This is a genomic window from Pseudomonas palleroniana (assembly GCF_003031675.1).
GTDB classification, from domain to species: Bacteria; Pseudomonadota; Gammaproteobacteria; order Pseudomonadales; family Pseudomonadaceae; genus Aquipseudomonas; species Aquipseudomonas palleroniana.
In genome coordinates this window covers 52,314-69,114 of the sequence record NZ_PYWX01000031.1, presented here as the reverse complement: position 1 = coordinate 69,114, position 16,801 = coordinate 52,314, and the positions used below count along the sequence as shown (strand labels likewise).

The 16,801-nt window shown below is 61.4% G+C and carries 16 protein-coding genes; 3 read left to right on the top strand and 13 right to left on the bottom strand.

Annotation, left to right across the window (positions count from 1 at the left end; translation table 11 throughout):
- Positions 1 to 29: 29 nt before the first annotated feature.
- The 10 genes from C9383_RS11000 to C9383_RS10955 all read right to left on the bottom strand — a co-directional run bounded on the left by C9383_RS11000 (position 30) and on the right by C9383_RS10955 (position 9,452).
- Positions 30 to 521, bottom strand: a complete 492-nt coding sequence (locus C9383_RS11000; protein ID WP_090366907.1) for a DUF2878 domain-containing protein — start codon at positions 519 to 521, stop codon at positions 30 to 32.
- The gene (locus tag C9383_RS10995) at positions 514 to 1,785 is read right to left on the bottom strand and encodes an SAM-dependent methyltransferase (protein ID WP_090366905.1); all 1,272 of its coding nucleotides are present in this window, start codon (positions 1,783 to 1,785) and stop codon (positions 514 to 516) included. The genes C9383_RS11000 and C9383_RS10995 overlap by 8 nt, the downstream gene beginning before the upstream one ends.
- On the bottom strand, positions 1,772 to 2,581 hold the full coding sequence (locus tag C9383_RS10990) for a DUF1365 domain-containing protein (RefSeq protein ID WP_090366903.1): 810 nt from the start codon (positions 2,579 to 2,581) through the stop codon (positions 1,772 to 1,774). Before C9383_RS10990 ends, C9383_RS10995 begins: the two co-directional genes overlap by 14 nt.
- Positions 2,578 to 3,825 carry an NAD(P)/FAD-dependent oxidoreductase gene (locus C9383_RS10985; RefSeq protein WP_090366901.1) on the bottom strand — a complete coding sequence of 416 codons (1,248 nt, stop codon included), beginning with the start codon at positions 3,823 to 3,825 and terminating at the stop codon, positions 2,578 to 2,580. The genes C9383_RS10990 and C9383_RS10985 overlap by 4 nt, the downstream gene beginning before the upstream one ends.
- Positions 3,822 to 4,604 (bottom strand): SDR family NAD(P)-dependent oxidoreductase, encoded by a 783-nt coding sequence (locus C9383_RS10980; protein ID WP_060754829.1) that lies wholly within the window; start codon positions 4,602 to 4,604, stop codon positions 3,822 to 3,824. The genes C9383_RS10985 and C9383_RS10980 overlap by 4 nt, the downstream gene beginning before the upstream one ends.
- Positions 4,601 to 5,023: a nuclear transport factor 2 family protein gene (locus C9383_RS10975; protein WP_090366899.1), complete on the bottom strand. Its 423-nt coding sequence runs from the start codon at positions 5,021 to 5,023 to the stop codon at positions 4,601 to 4,603. Before C9383_RS10975 ends, C9383_RS10980 begins: the two co-directional genes overlap by 4 nt.
- Complete coding sequence (gene phrB, locus C9383_RS10970; RefSeq protein ID WP_090366897.1) at positions 5,016 to 6,458, bottom strand: deoxyribodipyrimidine photo-lyase; 1,443 nt, start codon at positions 6,456 to 6,458, stop codon at positions 5,016 to 5,018. Before phrB ends, C9383_RS10975 begins: the two co-directional genes overlap by 8 nt.
- Positions 6,459 to 7,388, bottom strand: coding sequence for a MerR family transcriptional regulator (locus C9383_RS10965; RefSeq protein WP_060754832.1), 930 nt, complete (start codon positions 7,386 to 7,388; stop codon positions 6,459 to 6,461).
- Positions 7,389 to 7,393: 5 nt separating this feature from the next.
- Positions 7,394 to 8,353 (bottom strand): YbgA family protein, encoded by a 960-nt coding sequence (locus C9383_RS10960; RefSeq protein ID WP_090366895.1) that lies wholly within the window; start codon positions 8,351 to 8,353, stop codon positions 7,394 to 7,396.
- 112 nt (positions 8,354 to 8,465) lie between these two features.
- Complete coding sequence (locus C9383_RS10955) at positions 8,466 to 9,452, bottom strand: NAD(P)/FAD-dependent oxidoreductase (RefSeq protein ID WP_060754834.1); 987 nt, start codon at positions 9,450 to 9,452, stop codon at positions 8,466 to 8,468.
- A 226-nt stretch (positions 9,453 to 9,678) separates the two neighbouring features.
- Here C9383_RS10955 and C9383_RS10950 point away from each other — a divergent pair, with 226 nt between their 5' ends.
- Positions 9,679 to 10,578 carry a TIGR01777 family oxidoreductase gene (locus tag C9383_RS10950; RefSeq protein ID WP_090366893.1) on the top strand — a complete coding sequence of 300 codons (900 nt, stop codon included), beginning with the start codon at positions 9,679 to 9,681 and terminating at the stop codon, positions 10,576 to 10,578.
- 14 nt (positions 10,579 to 10,592) lie between these two features.
- Complete coding sequence (gene hemH / locus C9383_RS10945) at positions 10,593 to 11,615, top strand: ferrochelatase (protein ID WP_090366891.1); 1,023 nt, start codon at positions 10,593 to 10,595, stop codon at positions 11,613 to 11,615.
- 6 nt (positions 11,616 to 11,621) lie between these two features.
- Here hemH and C9383_RS10940 read toward each other — a convergent pair whose 3' ends face one another.
- The 3 genes from C9383_RS10940 to algW form a co-directional block, all read right to left on the bottom strand.
- On the bottom strand, positions 11,622 to 12,341 hold the full coding sequence (locus tag C9383_RS10940; protein WP_090366889.1) for a DUF4198 domain-containing protein: 720 nt from the start codon (positions 12,339 to 12,341) through the stop codon (positions 11,622 to 11,624).
- Between the two features lie 12 nt (positions 12,342 to 12,353).
- A complete protein-coding gene (locus tag C9383_RS10935; RefSeq protein WP_090366887.1) occupies positions 12,354 to 14,450 on the bottom strand; it encodes a TonB-dependent siderophore receptor in 2,097 nt (698 codons plus the stop codon).
- Positions 14,451 to 14,560: 110 nt separating this feature from the next.
- On the bottom strand, positions 14,561 to 15,715 hold the full coding sequence (algW, locus tag C9383_RS10930) for a Do family serine endopeptidase AlgW (RefSeq protein WP_060754839.1): 1,155 nt from the start codon (positions 15,713 to 15,715) through the stop codon (positions 14,561 to 14,563).
- A gap of 103 nt (positions 15,716 to 15,818) precedes the next feature.
- On the opposite strand from algW, the gene C9383_RS10925 reads away from it, so the two are divergent.
- Complete coding sequence (locus tag C9383_RS10925; protein WP_060754840.1) at positions 15,819 to 16,577, top strand: Nif3-like dinuclear metal center hexameric protein; 759 nt, start codon at positions 15,819 to 15,821, stop codon at positions 16,575 to 16,577.
- Positions 16,578 to 16,801: the final 224 nt, after the last annotated feature.

The window sequence follows — 16,801 nt, the reverse complement described above, 5'->3', positions numbered from 1 at the left end:
TGATATGCGTATGAATGCTCTGACAGACGTCACTGCTCCAGTTGCCGTGCGATCCAGTGCAGCAGTGGGAACAGCGCCGCCCACAGCAGCGCCAGGCCGATGAGGGTGAGTGTCGTGCCGTAGCCGAAACGCACGCCCGCCAAGTGGCTACCGGCGTAATAAGACAACGGCCCGCCGATCGCCCCCAACAGGCTCGCCCGCCACCACGGCTGAGCGCTCCAGGCCAGGCAATGCCGCAGGGTGGTTGCCAGCAACGCCCACAGCAGCATCAGCCAAAAGGGAATCAGCGGCCCTGGAAAGCTGAAATGAAACACCCCAAATGTACGCAGGAAGGTATCGATCACGATGCCCAACAAGGCCACGGCAAGGATCACCTGGCCTTCCTGGGACCATGAACTGGTCCATAGCAAGTGGATGGCCAGCACCGCGCCTCCCACCAGTAACCAGCGACTGTCACCGCCGAGCACACAGGCAAACCAGCCGCACTGGAATAGCACGGCGTTTGCCAAGGGTTTAAGCACTGAAGCGCCCGAGCAAGGGCGGGGTGATCGCCGCGGGTTTGGCCAGCAGTAACTGCGCGGTGCCAATGGTTCGTTCCATGAAGCCTCCTTCGCAGTAGCACAAGTAGAACTCCCACAAACGCAGGAAGTACTCATCGTAGCCCAGCTCGGAGAGCCGCGCGTGAGCGCGGCGCAGGTTTTCATGCCACAGGCGCAGGGTGCGTGCGTAATGCAGGCCGAAGTCTTCCATGTGCAGCAGGTTCATGTCGGTGTCACGGCAGACGATCTGCAGCATGTTTTGCACGCACGGCAGGGCGCCACCGGGGAAAATGTAGCGTTGGATAAAGTCGACGCTGCGCTTGGCCTGTTCGAAGCGTTGCTCGCGAATGGTGATGGCTTGCAGCAACATCAGGCCCTGCGGCTTGAGCAGGTGGGCGCATTGCTTGAAGTAGGTGGGCAGGAAACGATGGCCGACCGCTTCAATCATTTCGATGGACACCAGCTTGTCGTACTGGCCGCTCAGGTCGCGGTAATCCTGCAGCAACAGGGTGACCTGGCCCTGCAATCCCAGCGCCTCGATGCGTTTCTCGGTGTAGGCGAACTGCTCTTTGGACAGCGTCGTGGTGGTGACCTTGCAGCCGTAGTGCTGCGCCGCGTACAGCGCCATGCTGCCCCAGCCGGTGCCGATTTCCAGCAAGTGGTCGGTGGGCTTGAGTGCCAGTTTCTGGCAGATGCGTGCAAGCTTGTTCAGCTGCGCCTGTTCCAGGGTGTCATCGGGCGTGAGGAATTGGGCTGCCGAATACATCATGGTCGGGTCGAGGAATGCTTCGAACAGGTCATTGCCCAGGTCGTAATGGGCCGCGATATTCTTCTGCGAGCCCTTGCGGGTATTGCGGTTGAGCCAGTGCAACGCCTGGGTGAACGGTCGGGCCAGGCGCGCCAGGCCGCCCTCCATGGCGTCGAGCACCTCCAGGTTGCTGACCATCACTCGCACCACGGCGGTCAGGTCCGGGCTGCTCCAGTAACCATGAATGAACGCCTCACCGGCACCGATAGAGCCGTTGGCCGCCACCAGGCCCCATACCGCCGAATCGAGGATGTGGATTTCCCCAAGCAAATGCGCTTCCCGTGCGCCGAACACCTGCCGTTCGCCGTCCTCGATCACCACCAGTTGACCGTGGCGCAGTTGGCTGAGTTGACGCAGCACGCCTTTGCGCAGCAGGGCGCCGGTCATGCCGTTGACGTTCATGCGGTGGGGCTTGACCGATAAGCTAGGGGATTTCATGGCGGTGATCCTTGGTATACCCGACTGCAGTGCGAGAGGCGCCATCGGCGGCCTGATGGGAAAAAATCGGTGTGCGTTTGAGCAGCAGGCGCAGCGCCTGCCAGTAAATCGCCAAGCAGGTCTTGGCGGTCATCCAGGGAAAGCGCCACAGGTAGCGATGCAGGCTGGCGCGATCCAGTGCTTGGCGTTGCAGGCTCAAGGTGGCGTCGAAGACTTTTTGCGCGCCCTGCCAATCAGCCATATGCACGCCCAGCCTGGCGCCGGGAGGGCTGAAACTCATGCGATATTCCAGGTCGCGGGGCAAAAACGGCGACACATGAAACGCCTTGGCTACGGCGAAGTGCTGGTGCTCACCGGCATCGAGGGCCTGGGCCGGCAGCACGTAGTGGTAGCGTTCGCGCCACGGGGTGTTGGTCACTTCACACAGGATGGCGGCCAGTGATCCATCGGCCTCGTAGCAATAGAAGAAGCTCACCGGGTTGAACGCCAGGCCCCAACTGCGGGCCTGGGTCAGCAGGCAGATAGCGCCTTGGGGTGTGCGCCCCAGCGCCTGGCCGACTTGCTGGCGCACGGCGTCGCTCAAACTCATGCCATGGCGAGTGAACTCACGCAGGTAATCCTGCTGACGAAAACCGAAGGGGGCCAGCCGGCCGGCGCCGGCCAAGGGGGACAGCCCGAGTACTTGGTGTTCTTCGTTCAAATCCAGGTACAGCAGGCCGATGCGGTAGCGAAAAGCATGGCCTCTGGGCGTAAACCGGCGATGGGCGATCCAGCCGCTGTACAAGGCGCTGTTCACAGGCTTTCTCCAAAGGCTTGCGCCACGCGCAGGGCGCTGACCACGCCGTCTTCGTGAAAACCGTTGGCCCAGTAGGCGCCGCAATAAAAGGTGTGGCGTGCGCCGTGCAATTCTTCCCAGCGCGCTTGTGCGGCCACTGCCGCGAGGCTGTATTGCGGATGGGCATAGGTGTAGCGCCCGAGGATCTTCAGTGGGTTGATCATCGGCGTCTGGTTGAGGCTGACGCAGAAGGTCGTCTCGCTGTCGATGCCTTGCAGGATGTTCATGTCATAGGTCACGGCCGCCTGCGTCTGCGCATTGCCGGCCAGCCGGTAGTTCCAACTGGCCCAGGCCAGCTTGCGCTCAGGCAACAGGCGCGTATCGGTGTGCAGCACCACATCGTTGTTGGCGTAGGGCAGGGCGCCAAGGATCTCCTGTTCGGCCTGGCTCGGGTCGGCGAGCAACGCCAGGGCTTGATCGCTGTGGCAGGCCAACACTACCCGGTCAAAGGCCTCGCTGCCGGCAGGGCTGTGGATAACCACGCCCTCTGGCGTGCGCTCGACCTTATGCGCGGGGCAATTGAGGCGGATCCGTTCGCGAAAGCCTTGGGTCAACGGTTCTATGTAACGGCTGGAGCCACCTTCAATCACGCACCACTGCGGCCGTTTGTTTACCGACAGCAAACCGTGGTTCTTGAAGAAACGCACAAAGAACTGCAAGGGAAACCCGAGCATATCCGCCAGGGACATCGACCAGATCGCCGCGCCCATCGGCACAATGTAGTGCCGGATAAACCTTTGGCCATAACCGCCCGCTTCCAGATAAGCCCCCAGGGTCATCTCGGCGCTGATGCGCTGCTGTTGCAGGTCCAGCGGCGCCTGATGGTTGAAGCGCAGGATGTCGCGCAGCATGCCCCAGAATCCTGGCGACAGGATGTTGCGGCGCTGGGCAAAGAGACTGTTGAGGTTATTGCCGTTGTACTCGAAACCGGTGTTCTGATCGCACACCGAGAAGCTCATCTCAGTGGGTTTGAATTTCACCCCAAGCTGCTCCAGCAGGCGAATGAAGTGGGGGTAGGTCCAGTTGTTGAACACGATGAAACCGGTGTCCACCGCATAGTGCCTGCCCTCGACAGTCACGTTGGCGGTGTGGGTATGTCCGCCAATACGGTCGCCGGCCTCGAACAGGGTAATGTCGTGGCGACGGTTGAGCAGGTAGGCGCTGGTCAGCCCGGCGATGCCGCTGCCGATAATGGCGATCTTCACAGGTCGTCCTTCTGCGGTGGCGGGCTGCGCAGCATGCGCTTGCCGATGATCAGTTGCGCGCGGTTGGGCAGTTTCGACAACGGCCACAGCGTGGCGATGAACAGCGCGGGAAAGGCGATTTCCAAAGGCCGTTTGGCAAGCTGGCCGAAGATATGCTTCGCCGCTTTGTCGGCGGACCAACTCAAGGGCATCGGGAAATCATTGCGTTCGGTCAGTGGCGTGTCGACAAAGCCCGGGCTGATCACCGTCACGTCGATATTCTCCGGCGACAGGCTGATGCGCAGCGCTTCGAACAAGTAGCGCAGCCCGGCCTTGGACGCACCATAGGCCTCGGCACGGGGCATCGGCAGGTACGTCACCGCGCTGGCTACCCCCACCAGATGCGGACTCTGCCCTTTGCGCAAGAGCGGCAAGGCGGCCTCGATGCAGTAACTGCTGGCCAGCAGGTTGGTGCGTATCACGTACTCGATGATCGATGAGTCGAACTGTTTGGCATCGACATATTCACAGGTGCCGGCGTTGAGGATCACCGTGTCCAGCGAACCCCAGGCCGCCTCGATCCGCTCGCCGATCTCGCGTACGGTCTGACTGTTGGTCAGGTCGCCGGCCACTACCAGCACCTGCCCCGAATAACGTTGGGCGAGTGCTTCCAGCGGGCCTTTGGTGCGCGCGCTCAGTGCCACGTGGGCACCGCTGTTGAGCAATTCCACGGCGAGCGCGGCACCGATGCCACTGCTGGCGCCGGTCAGCCAATAACGGCGGGGCGGTGTAGGGCTCATCCCAGTCTCCTCTTCAGCCAACGGATCAATCGGCCGAATAGCGGCAAGTGTTCATAGAGCAGTGCGCCTGCATCAAAATAGTCGCGATGGCGGTAGACCTTTTCGTGCCACAGCAGGTGTGAGCAGCCTTGTACGTTCACCTCCTCACCGTGGTTCAGGCGTGGGTGGCGAAAACTCATGTTCCAGCGCAGGTAGCCTTCGCCTTCCGCCACTTGGTCAAACCCCTGGAAGTCAAAGCGCAACTGGCTGACATGGCTGTACAGCTGGGTGAAGTAACGGTGCATTGCGGGGAGCCCGCGGACTTCGTGCAGCGGGTCGGCGAACACAATGTCCGGGCTGTACAGGTTGTCGAGCCGGTGCAGGTTGTGCTTGTCCAACGCGGCGAAGGCCTGGGCGAACCGTTGCAGGAAATCACTCATGTTCAGCCGCCTCCTGGCGTTGCGGCAGGCTGCGGAACGCGGCCAATGCGCGCTCGCGGGAGTGTTTCAGGTCGACCATCGGGCGCGGGTAATCGGCCACGCCGAACAGGCCGCCGACGGACTCCGGGTTGTGCACTTGTTTTTTATTCAGCGCGGCCAGTTCCGGCAGCCAGCGCTTGATGAACACACCCTCGCCGTCGAATTTTTCCGATTGGCTCAATGGGCTGAAAATCCGGAAGTACGGCGCCGAGTCGGTCCCGGTGGAAGCGCTCCACTGCCAGCCACCGTTATTGGCGGCTAGGTCGCCGTCGATCAGGTGACGCATGAAAAAGCGCTCGCCCTCACGCCAGTCGATCAGCAGATTCTTGGTCAGGAACATCGCCACGACCATGCGCAGGCGGTTGTGCATCCAGCCGGTTTCCAGCAATTGGCGCATGGCGGCGTCGATGATCGGCAGGCCGGTGCGTGCTTGCTGCCAGGCGGCCAGTTCCTTGGGCGCGTGGCGCCAGGCCACGGCTTCGGTTTCGGGGCGGAAGGCGCGATGGCGCGACACGCGCGGGTAGCCGACGAGGATATGTTTGTAGAACTCGCGCCAGAGCAGCTCGTTGATCCAGGTGATAGCGCCGATGTCGCCGCTTTCGAATTCACCCTGGTTGGTTTGCAGCGCGGCATGCAGGCATTGGCGCGGCGACACCACGCCGGCGGCAAGGTATGCCGATAGCTGGCTGGTGCCGGGTTTGGCCGGATAGTCGCGTTCGTCCTTGTAGTAGCTGATCTGTTGATCGGCGAAAGCATCGAGACGGCGGCGGGCCTCGTCCTCACCCGCAGGCCACAGGGCACGCAGGCTTTCACTGGGTGTTTCGAAGCCTTCAACGGTGGTTGGCACAGCATCACTGTCGAGCTTGAGTGGTGCCTGGGCTTCTGGCGTGGGCACGATCGGCGGCAAGGCGCTGTGCAGGCGGGTATAGCAGACTTTGCGGAACTGGCTGAATACCTGAAAGTAGGTGCCGGTCTTGGTCAGTACGCTGCCTGGCTGGAAAAACAGTTGGTCGAGGTAGCTGTGGAACGTCACGCCGTCGGCTTCCAGGGCCTTGGCCACTGCGGCATCGCGGCGGCTTTCGTGGATGCCGTATTCCTCGTTGACATGCACCGACGCGACCGACAGCTTCCGACACAGTGCGCTCAGCACGCCCGGTACCTCTTCCCAGGTCGCAGCTGTGCGAATCAGCAAAGGAATATTCAGCGTACCCAGCGCCTGGCTCAAGTGCTGCAGGTTGCGCAACCAGAAGTCGACTTTGCACGGTGCATCATCGTGAGCCAGCCATTGTTCGGGCGTGATCACGTAGATGGCCGCGGTCGGGCCTCGCCGGCACGCGGCAGCCAGGGCGGTGTTGTCGTGTAGGCGCAGGTCGGTGCGCAGCCAGATCAAATGCATTTAGACAATTCCACGCTGGATCAATAGCTGATGAGCCGACAACGGGTCTTCGGCCACGAACAATTGCGGGGTATCACGGCTCAACGCGACCAGTTCGGCTTGGTGGATGCATACCGTGGGGCCGGCAATCAATAGAGGGCAAGCAACGCCGCTCAAGTGTTTGGGCAGCGCCGCCAACTGAAGCGATTTGCTCGAATACAGCACCACGGCGCGGGGTTTCAGGTGAGCCACGGCCAGCGCCAGTTCGCCGGCCGGCAGTGGCCAGTCGAAGACTTCCACCGGGCAGTCGGCGCTGCTGGCCAGCCAGGCGCACAGCCACAGGTGCGGCTCCACGGGCAAGTCGGAATGGTTGATCAGCAGCAACGGGGCGCCATGCAGTTGACGATTGTTGTGATAGATGCGCGCGCCGAACTTGCTGCGCAGCCATGACAGGAAAAACACCCGCTCCATTTGTGCGCCGAGTTGGCCCTGCCACTTTTGCTCCAGTTCATTGAGCAGCGGCAGCATTAATTGCTCGCACAAGGTCCGTGGCGGGTACAACGCCATGGCCTGGTTGAACGCATCGTCGACCCGGCGCTCGGCCAGCTCGCTGATGGCCTGCACCAGTGTCTGGCGCAGGGCGTGCCATTCGTTTTCGACGGCGTCAGGCGGAGATTGGGCGGAGTCGATCAGGGATTTCACCTGGCTGACCGGCACGCCGCGATTGAGCCAGGTCAGAATGGTGTGGATACGTTGGACATGCTCGGCGCTGAACAGCCGGTGGCCCTTGGGCGTACGCTGCGGCACGATCAGGCCATAACGGCGTTCCCAGGCGCGCAGGGTGACCGGGTTGACACCGGTCTGGCGCGCCACTTCACGGATCGGCAGCCAGCCATTTTGCAGGGCTTGCGCGATGTCCTCGCCGGGTTCGTCTAGCAGGGCAGCTTTCATATGAGTCAGATCGCGTTTCGCAGGCTGAGATTTTCCGGGTGCGGTTGCAGGTACGCCTGCTGCGCGATATAGCGGTCCGGGTGTTGGCGAAAGTGATGCTTGAGCAAGGTCAGCGGCACCACCAGCGGTACGATGCCATGGCGGTATTGGCCGATGATCGTTTGCATTTCTTGCTTATCCTCGGCGCTGATGGCCTGTTTGAGGTAGCCGCTGATGTGTTGCAGCACGTTGGTGTGGGTGCCACGGGTGGCGCATTTTTTCAGGCCGGTCATCAACTCGCTGAAATACCCGGCAGCCAGGTTTTCCAAGTCGATGTCTTTGGTCATGCTGCCAAGGAGGTGGCCGAGGCTTTTGTAATGCGCCGGGCTATGGGCCATCAGCAAGTATTTGTAGCGCGAATGGAAAGCCAGCAGGCGATGGCGGGTGAGGCCCTCAGCCAATAGCTGTTGCCAACTGGCATAGACGAAGACGCGGGTCAGGAAGTTTTCCCGCAGCACCGGGTCATTCAGGCGGCCGTCTTCCTCCACCGGCAGGTTGGGGTGACGTGCGCAAAACGCCTGGGCATAAATGCCCCGGCCGCCGCCATCGACGGGCGTGCCGTTGTCGCGGTAGACCTTGACCCGCTCCAGGCCGCACGACGGCGATTTCTGCATAAAGATGTAGCCGCACAGGTCGGTATGTTGCTCAGCCATTTGCTGGCCATAATTATCCAGCGGCTGGGTGACATTCAGTTCGCGGCGTACGGTACCGACGGCTTGCGGCTGCGCCGGGTCGCCTACCAGGCGAATCGGTTCGCGGGGGATGCCCATGCCGATCGCCACTTCGGGGCATACCGGCACAAAGTCGAAATAGTCGGCGAGGGTCTGACTGCACAACAGGGATTGTTTGTGTCCGCCATTGAAGCGCACGTTCTCGCCGAGCAGGCAGGCACTGATGGCGATCTTCGGTTTTGCAGTGCGGGACATGACCAAACCTCTGTGAAATTCCTGTACAAGCCGTGGAGGCTCGTACAACTACATTCATCATAGGTTTAATGTTGTACAAATCAAATGTTTTGTACAATTTTTTAAGCGTGAACTACGCCATATGTTCGATCAGCCGTCGCGCTGCTTCCTGGCCGCTGAGCCAAGCCCCTTCCACTCGACCGGACAGGCACCAGTCGCCGCATACGTACAGGCCCAGGTCAGCGTCGGCCAATACGCCGAACTCATGGCTGCTGGACGGCCGGGCGTACAACCAGCGATGCGCCACGCTGAACGACGGTGCTGGCATGGCACAGTGCAGCAGTTCAGCGAAGGCGCCGTGCAAGTGCTCGATCACGGCTTCCTTGGAGAGGTCCAGATGAGCTTTGCTCCAGGCGCTGGTGGCGTGCAGTACCCAGGTGTCGAGCGCGCTGTCGCGCCCCGGCTTGCTGCGATTGCGTGCCAGCCAGTCGAGAGGGCTGTCTTGGACGAAGCAGCCTTCCATGGGGGTATCCAGAGGCTGGTCGAACGCGAGGGCGATGGCCCAGGTCGGGTCCATTTTTACCCCGGCGGCGGCACTCGCCAGCTTGGGCGCGGCGGCCAGCAGAGCCGTTGCTTGAGGGGCCGGCGTAGCGATCACTACGTGGCTGAACGGGCCGTGATTGCCGCCGTCGGCGTCCAGCAGGTTCCAATGGTGTTCGCCTTGAAACACTTCGGTGATGCGGCAACCAAACTCGACCGGCAGGTCGTCGAGCAAGGCGCGGGTGATGGCGCTCATGCGCGGCGTACCCACCCAGCGGCTCTGTTCATCGGGGGAGGGGCTGAGCTGGCCGGACTTGAAATTGTACAGCTGCGGTTTCCATTGTTCGGCCCAGCCATTGCTCTGCCAGCGCTGTACTTCGTTGACGAAACGTCGGTCGCGGGCGGTGAAGTATTGCGCGCCCATGTCCAGTGAGCCGGCATCGCTGCGCTTGCTGGACATGCGCCCGCCACTGCCACGGCTTTTATCGAAGAGTTGTACGGTGTGCCCCGCGTCTTGTAACGCTCGGGCGGCGGAGAGACCGGCGATGCCGGTGCCGATGATCGCGATGGGAACAGTCATGGAAGGCCTCGTTTACCGTTGGGTACAGCCTACGCCGACACTAATAGCTGTACAATATTGTTTTTTGGTATAAGTTTTGGCGTAACTGTTCTTACAACGTGACCTATGGTTAAAGCAGAGGCTTGGAACCCTGCGGTTCTAGGCCACGGCTACGCCCGATAACAAATGAACCCTGCTTATAAAATAGACCAGTGGCGGGCGGCAAACGTTACATGAGGAGCGTCTTATGCATATTTTGCTGACCGGCGGTACTGGTTTGATCGGTCGCCAACTCTGCCGCTATTGGCTCGCTCAAGGCCATCGCCTGACCGTGTGGAGTCGTGACCCGGAGCAGGTCGCCCGACTCTGTGGCGAGCAAGTGCTGGGTGTCGGCAGCCTGCAAGAGGTTATCGGCGCGGTGGACGCTGTCGTTAACCTGGCCGGCGCGCCGATTGCCGATCGCCCGTGGACGAAGAAGCGCAAGACGCTGCTGTGGAGCAGCCGTATCAGCCTCACCGAAACCCTGGTGGCATGGATGGAAAGCCTCGAGCAGAAACCGGCCGTGTTGATTTCCGGCTCTGCGGTGGGCTGGTATGGCGATGGCGGCGAGCGCGAGCTGAGCGAGGCGAGCGGTCCGGTGCAGGATGATTTTCCCAGCCAGCTGTGTATCGCCTGGGAAGAAACGGCATTGCGCGCCGAAGCATTGGGCCTGCGCGTGGTGCTGGTGCGCACCGGCCTGGTGCTGGCAGCCGAGGGCGGCTTTTTGTCGCGGTTGCTACTGCCGTTCAAGCTGGCGTTGGGCGGGCCGATCGGCGATGGTCGGCAATGGATGCCGTGGGTCCATATCAAAGATCAAATCGCCCTGATTGATTTTCTTCTGCACAAGCCTGACGCCAGTGGTCCTTATAATGCCTGCGCCCCTCACCCGGTGCGTAACCGCGAGTTTGCCAAGACGCTGGGCCAGGTGCTGCACCGCCCCGCATTCATGCCGATGCCGGCCTTGGCGTTGAAGGTTGGTTTGGGCGAGTTGTCCGGGTTGTTGCTGGGCGGGCAGAAGGCCGTCCCCGAACGGCTGCTGGCCGCCGGTTTCACTTTTCAGTTCACTGATTTGCACGCGGCCCTGGAAGATTTGTCCAGCCGCCTCTAGAGATAGGATGTTGCATGACGGATCACGCGTTGTTACTGGTCAACCTGGGCTCACCGGCGTCCACTTCGGTGGCCGATGTGCGCAGCTACCTCAATCAGTTCCTGATGGACCCCTACGTGATCGACCTGCCGTGGCCGGTGCGGCGTTTGCTGGTATCGCTGATCCTGATCAAGCGGCCCGAACAATCGGCCCACGCTTATGCCTCGATCTGGTGGGAAGAAGGCTCCCCGCTGGTGGTGCTCAGCCGTCGCCTGCAGCAGCAGATGACGGCGCAATGGACCCAAGGCCCGGTCGAGCTGGCCATGCGGTATGGCGAGCCCTCGATTGAAAGCGTGTTGACCCGGCTGGCGAGCCAAGGTATCCGCAACGTCACCCTGGCGCCGCTGTATCCGCAGTTTGCCGACAGCACCGTAACCACCGTGGTGGAAGAGGCGCGGCGGGTGATGCGGGACAAAAAGCTCAACGTGCGCCTTGCCATCCTGCAACCCTTCTACGACCAGCCCGAATACCTCGATGCCTTGGTCGCCAGTGCCAAGCCGCACCTGCAGCAGGACTACGATCACCTGCTGTTCAGTTTTCACGGCCTGCCGGAGCGGCACCTGAAGAAGCTCAACCCAGGCCATGCCTTTGATGGCGCCACGGACTGCTGCGCCAACGCGTCACCCGAAGTGCGGGCGACTTGTTACCGTGGCCAGTGCTTCAGTGTGGCGCGAGAGTTTGCCGCGCGCATGGGGCTGCCCGAAGATAAGTGGTCGGTGGCTTTTCAATCGCGGCTGGGCCGGGCGAAGTGGATCGAACCCTACACCGAGGCGCGCCTTGAGACCCTGGCCCAGCAGGGGGTTAAAAAGCTGCTGGTGATGTGCCCGGCGTTTGTCGCTGATTGCATCGAGACGCTGGAAGAGATCGGCGATCGCGGGTTGGAACAATTCCGCGAAGCGGGGGGCGAGGAGTTGGTGTTGGTGCCGTGCCTCAATGACGACCCGCAATGGGCAGTGGCGCTCAACACGTTGTGTGAAAGAGCGCCTTTGGACCTGTGAACCCCCTTACTCGTGGTGGGGTTCGCCGAGGAACGTCAGCGAGGTGAATAACCCTCGTGTCGCCACGTCGGGGTTGTCCTTGAGCGGCACGACCACCTGCGCGGCGATCACGTTCAAGCCCTCATTGCGCACCAGCACCTGGGCACGTCCGTCTTTATCGGTTTCGGTGCTCAAGGTGTTCGGTGCGTTGCGATAATCGCCCACCAGCTTGACCCCGGCCACCGGCTTGCCGTCGAGCAGCACTCGCACGGGCAATGATCGACCCGGGCCGACAGTCAGCGGGTCGGCTTCCGGCAGGATCAGCAGCTTGAGCGCGTCCAGCTTGGGCAGCTTGGCGCCAGGTGTGTAGATCGCCAGGCTGTACTTGAAGGTCTGCGTTGACTCAATGGCTCCAGGCACCTGGGTACGCCCTTTGTTGATCCACTGTTTATCCGCCGTTTGCGACCACATGCCGTTATCCAGCGCCACTGCCAATACCGCCGGTGCTTTGAGCGGCTTGAGGCGTGCGTGATCGTCAAGGCGCTGCACAGTCACCGGGATCATTTTGCCGCCGGCGTCGTAGGCCCAGGCGCCGCTGATTTTCTGGGCCTTGAAAGCGTTGTCCTCGGCGCCATGGCCGTAGATCACTTCGATGTTGCCGCGACGTTCTTCGGTCCATAGGCCATGGGCCGATACCTGAGTGGCGAAGAGCAGGCCAAGCAGGGCGAGGGGTTTGAACGGGTGCATGGTGAGATCCTTTTACAGGTTGAGGGTCAAGCTCAGGGTCAGGTTGCGCGGCTCGCCGGGTGTGACCCAGTAGGTGCTGTAGGAGCGCTCGTAGTATTTTTCATCGAACAGGTTGTTGAGGTTCAGGCCCACGGTCATCTGCTCGCTGGCCTTGTAATGGGCCAGCAGGTCGACGGTGTGATAGGCCGGCAATTCGAAGCGGCTGCCCGCTTCCCCGGAGCGGTCGCCGACATAGGTGAATGCTGCGCCCAGGTCCGAACCGCGCAGCGCGCCATCCTGGAATTCGTACACACCCAGCAGGCTGGCGCTGCGCTTGGCCACGCCGAGAATGCGGCTGCCGGTTGGAATGGCTTTGTCACCCTGGGTGACTTCGGCGTCGATGTAGGCGAAGGCACCGATGACTCGTACGGCGTCGCTCACTTGCCCGCTGGCTTGCAGGTCAAAACCTCGGCTGCGAGCCTTGCCCATGGCGCGCTGCGTGTCGGTGGCCGGGTCCAGGGCCAGGACGTTTTCCTTGTCGATATGGAAGGCGGCCAGGGTGGTGCTGAGGCGGTCGTCGAACAGCTCGCTCTTGATACCCACTTCATAGCCCACGCCTTCTTCCGGCTTGAATGATTTGCCGCCGGCATCCAGGCCGTTATTGGGTTTGAACGACGTAGAAGCGTTGGCAAACAGGCCGACTTGCGGTGTGAGTTGGTACAGTAGGCCGGCGCGCTGGGTCAGGGCGTCATGGGTTTGCCGGCTCTTGGCGTGGTTGCGTGTGAAGTCTTCAGTGCTTTGTTCCACATGCTCCAAACGCGCGCCAAGCATGCCGCGCAGGCGGTCGGTGAAGACGATCTGATCCTGCAGGTTCAGCGCCTGGCTTTTGACTTGTTCATAGAAGTCTGTGCCGGAGCGCGTGCCGTTGGGTTTGGGCTGGCCATACACGGGGTGGAAGACGTCTATGGCGTAAGGGCTACCGGCAATCGCGGTGACACGTTCCTTCTTGCGGTAGTCCTCGTACTCGGTACCGATCAGCAGTTCGTGTTGCCAACTGCCGATATCGAACCGGCCGCGCAGTTCCAGTTGGGTGATGCTGTCGTGCCAGCCGGTGGAGCGCTCACGGTAGCGGCGGTTGACGGTGTGGCCGTCGGCGTTCAGTGCCCGGCTTTCCGAGGCATCGCCCCACAGGCTGCCTTGTTTGTAATGGCTGGCCAGGCGCAATTGCCAAGTGTCGTCGAGGTTGTGTTCGATAGCGGCCTGGATCCGATTGTTGTGGTTGCGGATATTGCCGTCATTGGGTTCGCCCAGGAATGTGGAGCGGGACATGCCGGTGTTGGCGACGATGCCGCGATCGAATGTCGAGCTGTGACGTACGAATTCGCTTTCTACCAGCAGGTGGGTGTCCGGCGTCAGTTGAAAGCTGAAGGACGGTGCGACAAACACTCGCTTTGCATCCACGTGATCGCGGAAACTGTGGTTGTCCTCCACCGCCAGGTTGACCCGCGACAGTAGGTTGCCTTCGCTGTCCAGCGGCGTATTGACGTCTATGGCGGTACGGTAGCGGTCCCAACTGCCGGCGCTGGTTTGCAGGGTGGTGAAGGCATCTGGTTGGGGTTTCTTGGTGACGATGTTGACGGTGCCGCCCGGATCTCCACGCCCATACAGGCTGGCAGCAGGGCCCTTGAGCACTTCAATGCGCTCGATATTGGCCGTGTCCGGTGTGCTGGGGTAACCGCGGTTGGCGCTGAAACCGTCCTGGTAGAACTCGGAGGTGGTGAAGCCTCGCACGCTGTATTCGTAGAGCGTCAGGCCGCCGAAGTTGTTTTGCTTGGACACACCGCCTGCATATTCCAGGGCGCGCTCAACATTGTGGCTGCCCAGGTCCTTGAGCACCGTGGCAGGAATCACGCTGATCGATTGGGGGATGTCGCGAATCGCGGTGTCAGTTTTGGTCGCGCTGGCAGAGCGCGTGGCGCGATAGCCTTCAACCGGACCTGTGGCTGATTCATAGGCGTCGGTGGTTACGCTGATGGCATCCAATTCAACGGTATTGTCTTCGGCGTAGGCGGGGTCCAGCAGCAAACCCAGGGCCAGGCCGGCCAGGGGCACAAACTTTCGAGACGACATGGTAGAGCGTTCCAATAGCGATATTGAAACAATATAACATGCCTAATGAGAATGAATTGCTTTGAAACATCCGTTTACAGGTGCCCGCGAACGGGCACCTGCGATGTGACTTATCCCTCTTCCTTCACCGGCGCGGGCGGCGGGCGCAGGCCAATTTCCGCCGACAGGTTGATCTCTTTACCGTTGCGCATGACCTGGATCGTCACCTTCTCGGTCGGTTTGATCCGTGCTACCTGGTTCATCGACTTGCGGCCATCACCGGCCGGCTCGCCATCGATACTCAGGATCACATCGCCCAATTGCAGGCCGGCTTTCTGGGCCGGGCCGTCGCGGAAGATCCCCGCCACGACAATGCCGGGGCGACCGGTCAGGCCAAAGGATTCGGCCAGTTCCTTGGTCAACGGCTGGACTTCGATCCCCAGCCAGCCGCGAATCACCTGGCCGTGCTCGATGATCGACTTCATCACTTCCATCGCCAGTTTTACCGGGATCGCAAAACCGATGCCTTGGGAGCCGCCGGACTTGGAGAAAATCGCGGTGTTGATGCCGGTCAGGTTGCCATTGGCATCCACCAGCGCGCCGCCGGAGTTGCCCGGGTTGATCGCCGCGTCGGTCTGGATGAAGTCTTCGTAGCTGTTGAGCCCCAACTGGTTGCGCCCGGTAGCGCTGATGATGCCCATGGTTACCGTCTGGCCAACACCGAACGGGTTGCCGATGGCCAATGCCACATCACCCACGCGCAGCCCTTCCGAGCGGCCGATGGTGATCGAGGGCAGGCTCTTCAAATCGATCTTCAGCACCGCGAGGTCGGTTTCCGGGTCGCTGCCGACCACACGGGCCAGGGTTTCACGGCCATCGCGCAGGGCCACGACGATCTGGTCGGCGCCGCTGGTCACGTGGTTATTGGTAAGGATGTAGCCTTCGGGGCTCATGATCACCCCGGAACCCAGGCTCGACTCCATGCGGCGCTGCTTGGGGTCGTTGTCACCGAAGTAACGGCGGAACTGCGGGTCTTCAAACAACGGATGCGCCGGCTTGTTGATGACCTTGGTGGTGTACAGGTTGACCACGGCAGGCGCGGCGATGACGACAGCGTCCGCATAAGTCACCGGGCCTTGCACCACCGAACTGGTTTGCGGCGCCTGCTGCAGGTTGACATCAAGGCTGGGCAAGCCCACCCACTGGGGATAACGCTGAATAATCAGCATCGCGATCAGCACGCCAGCCAACAATGGCCATCCAAAAAAACGCAGTGCCTTGAGCATCAAGTAAGTCCTGACAGGTTGCAGGGGGCGGGAGAGCGCCCATAATGTCGCGCATTATACGAGGCTGCGAGCGCCTCGGAACGGGATATTTAGGAGTCTTTATATGGCCGTCCCCCTTACCACCCTCGTCGAGGAAGCGGACCGCTACCTTGCCAGCGCAAAAATTGCCGATTACTGCCCCAATGGCCTGCAGGTGGAGGGTCGCCCGCAAGTGCGGCGCATCGTCAGTGGCGTGACCGCAAGCCAAGCCCTGTTGGATGCTGCCGTCGAAGCCGAGGCTGACTTGGTACTGGTGCATCATGGGTATTTCTGGAAGGGTGAGAACCCGTGCATTACCGGCATGAAGCAGCGCCGCCTGAAAACCCTGCTCAAACACGACATCAGCTTGCTGGCCTACCATCTGCCGCTGGACCTGCACCCGGATGTGGGCAACAACGTGCAGCTTGCCCGCCAACTCGACATCACCGTCGAAGGCCCGCTGGACCCGAGCAACCCCAAGGTCGTCGGCCTGGTCGGTTCCCTCGTCGAGCCCTTGTCGCCCCGTGATTTCGCGCGCCGTGTGCAGGATGCCATGGGCCGCGAGCCGCTGCTGATCGAAGGCAGTGAAATGATCCGCCGTGTCGGCTGGTGTACCGGTGGCGGCCAGGGCTATATCGACCAGGCGATTGCTGCGGGTGTCGACCTGTACCTGAGTGGCGAAGCGTCCGAGCAGACCTTTCACAGTGCGCGGGAAAACAACATCAGCTTCATCGCCGCCGGCCATCACGCCACCGAGCGCTACGGGGTGCAGGCGTTGGGTGATTACCTGGCGCGGCGTTTCGCCCTGGAACATTTGTTCATTGACTGCCCGAACCCGATTTGAGCCGTGCGGCGGGTGACTTGCCGGCGATAGCAGTGTGTCAGTCTGAGAAGGGTGGCTGAGCCGCCGCTATCGAGAGCAAGCCCCTCCCACAGGCCAAACCTGGGGGCATATTCATATACCGTTTCGATCTAGTTGGCGCCCTGAATAGAAGAAGGTGCTGTGCTAGCATGCCTCGCTCGAACACGGCCCGCTGGCCGTCCATAAGATCGTTTTTCCGTGAGTAA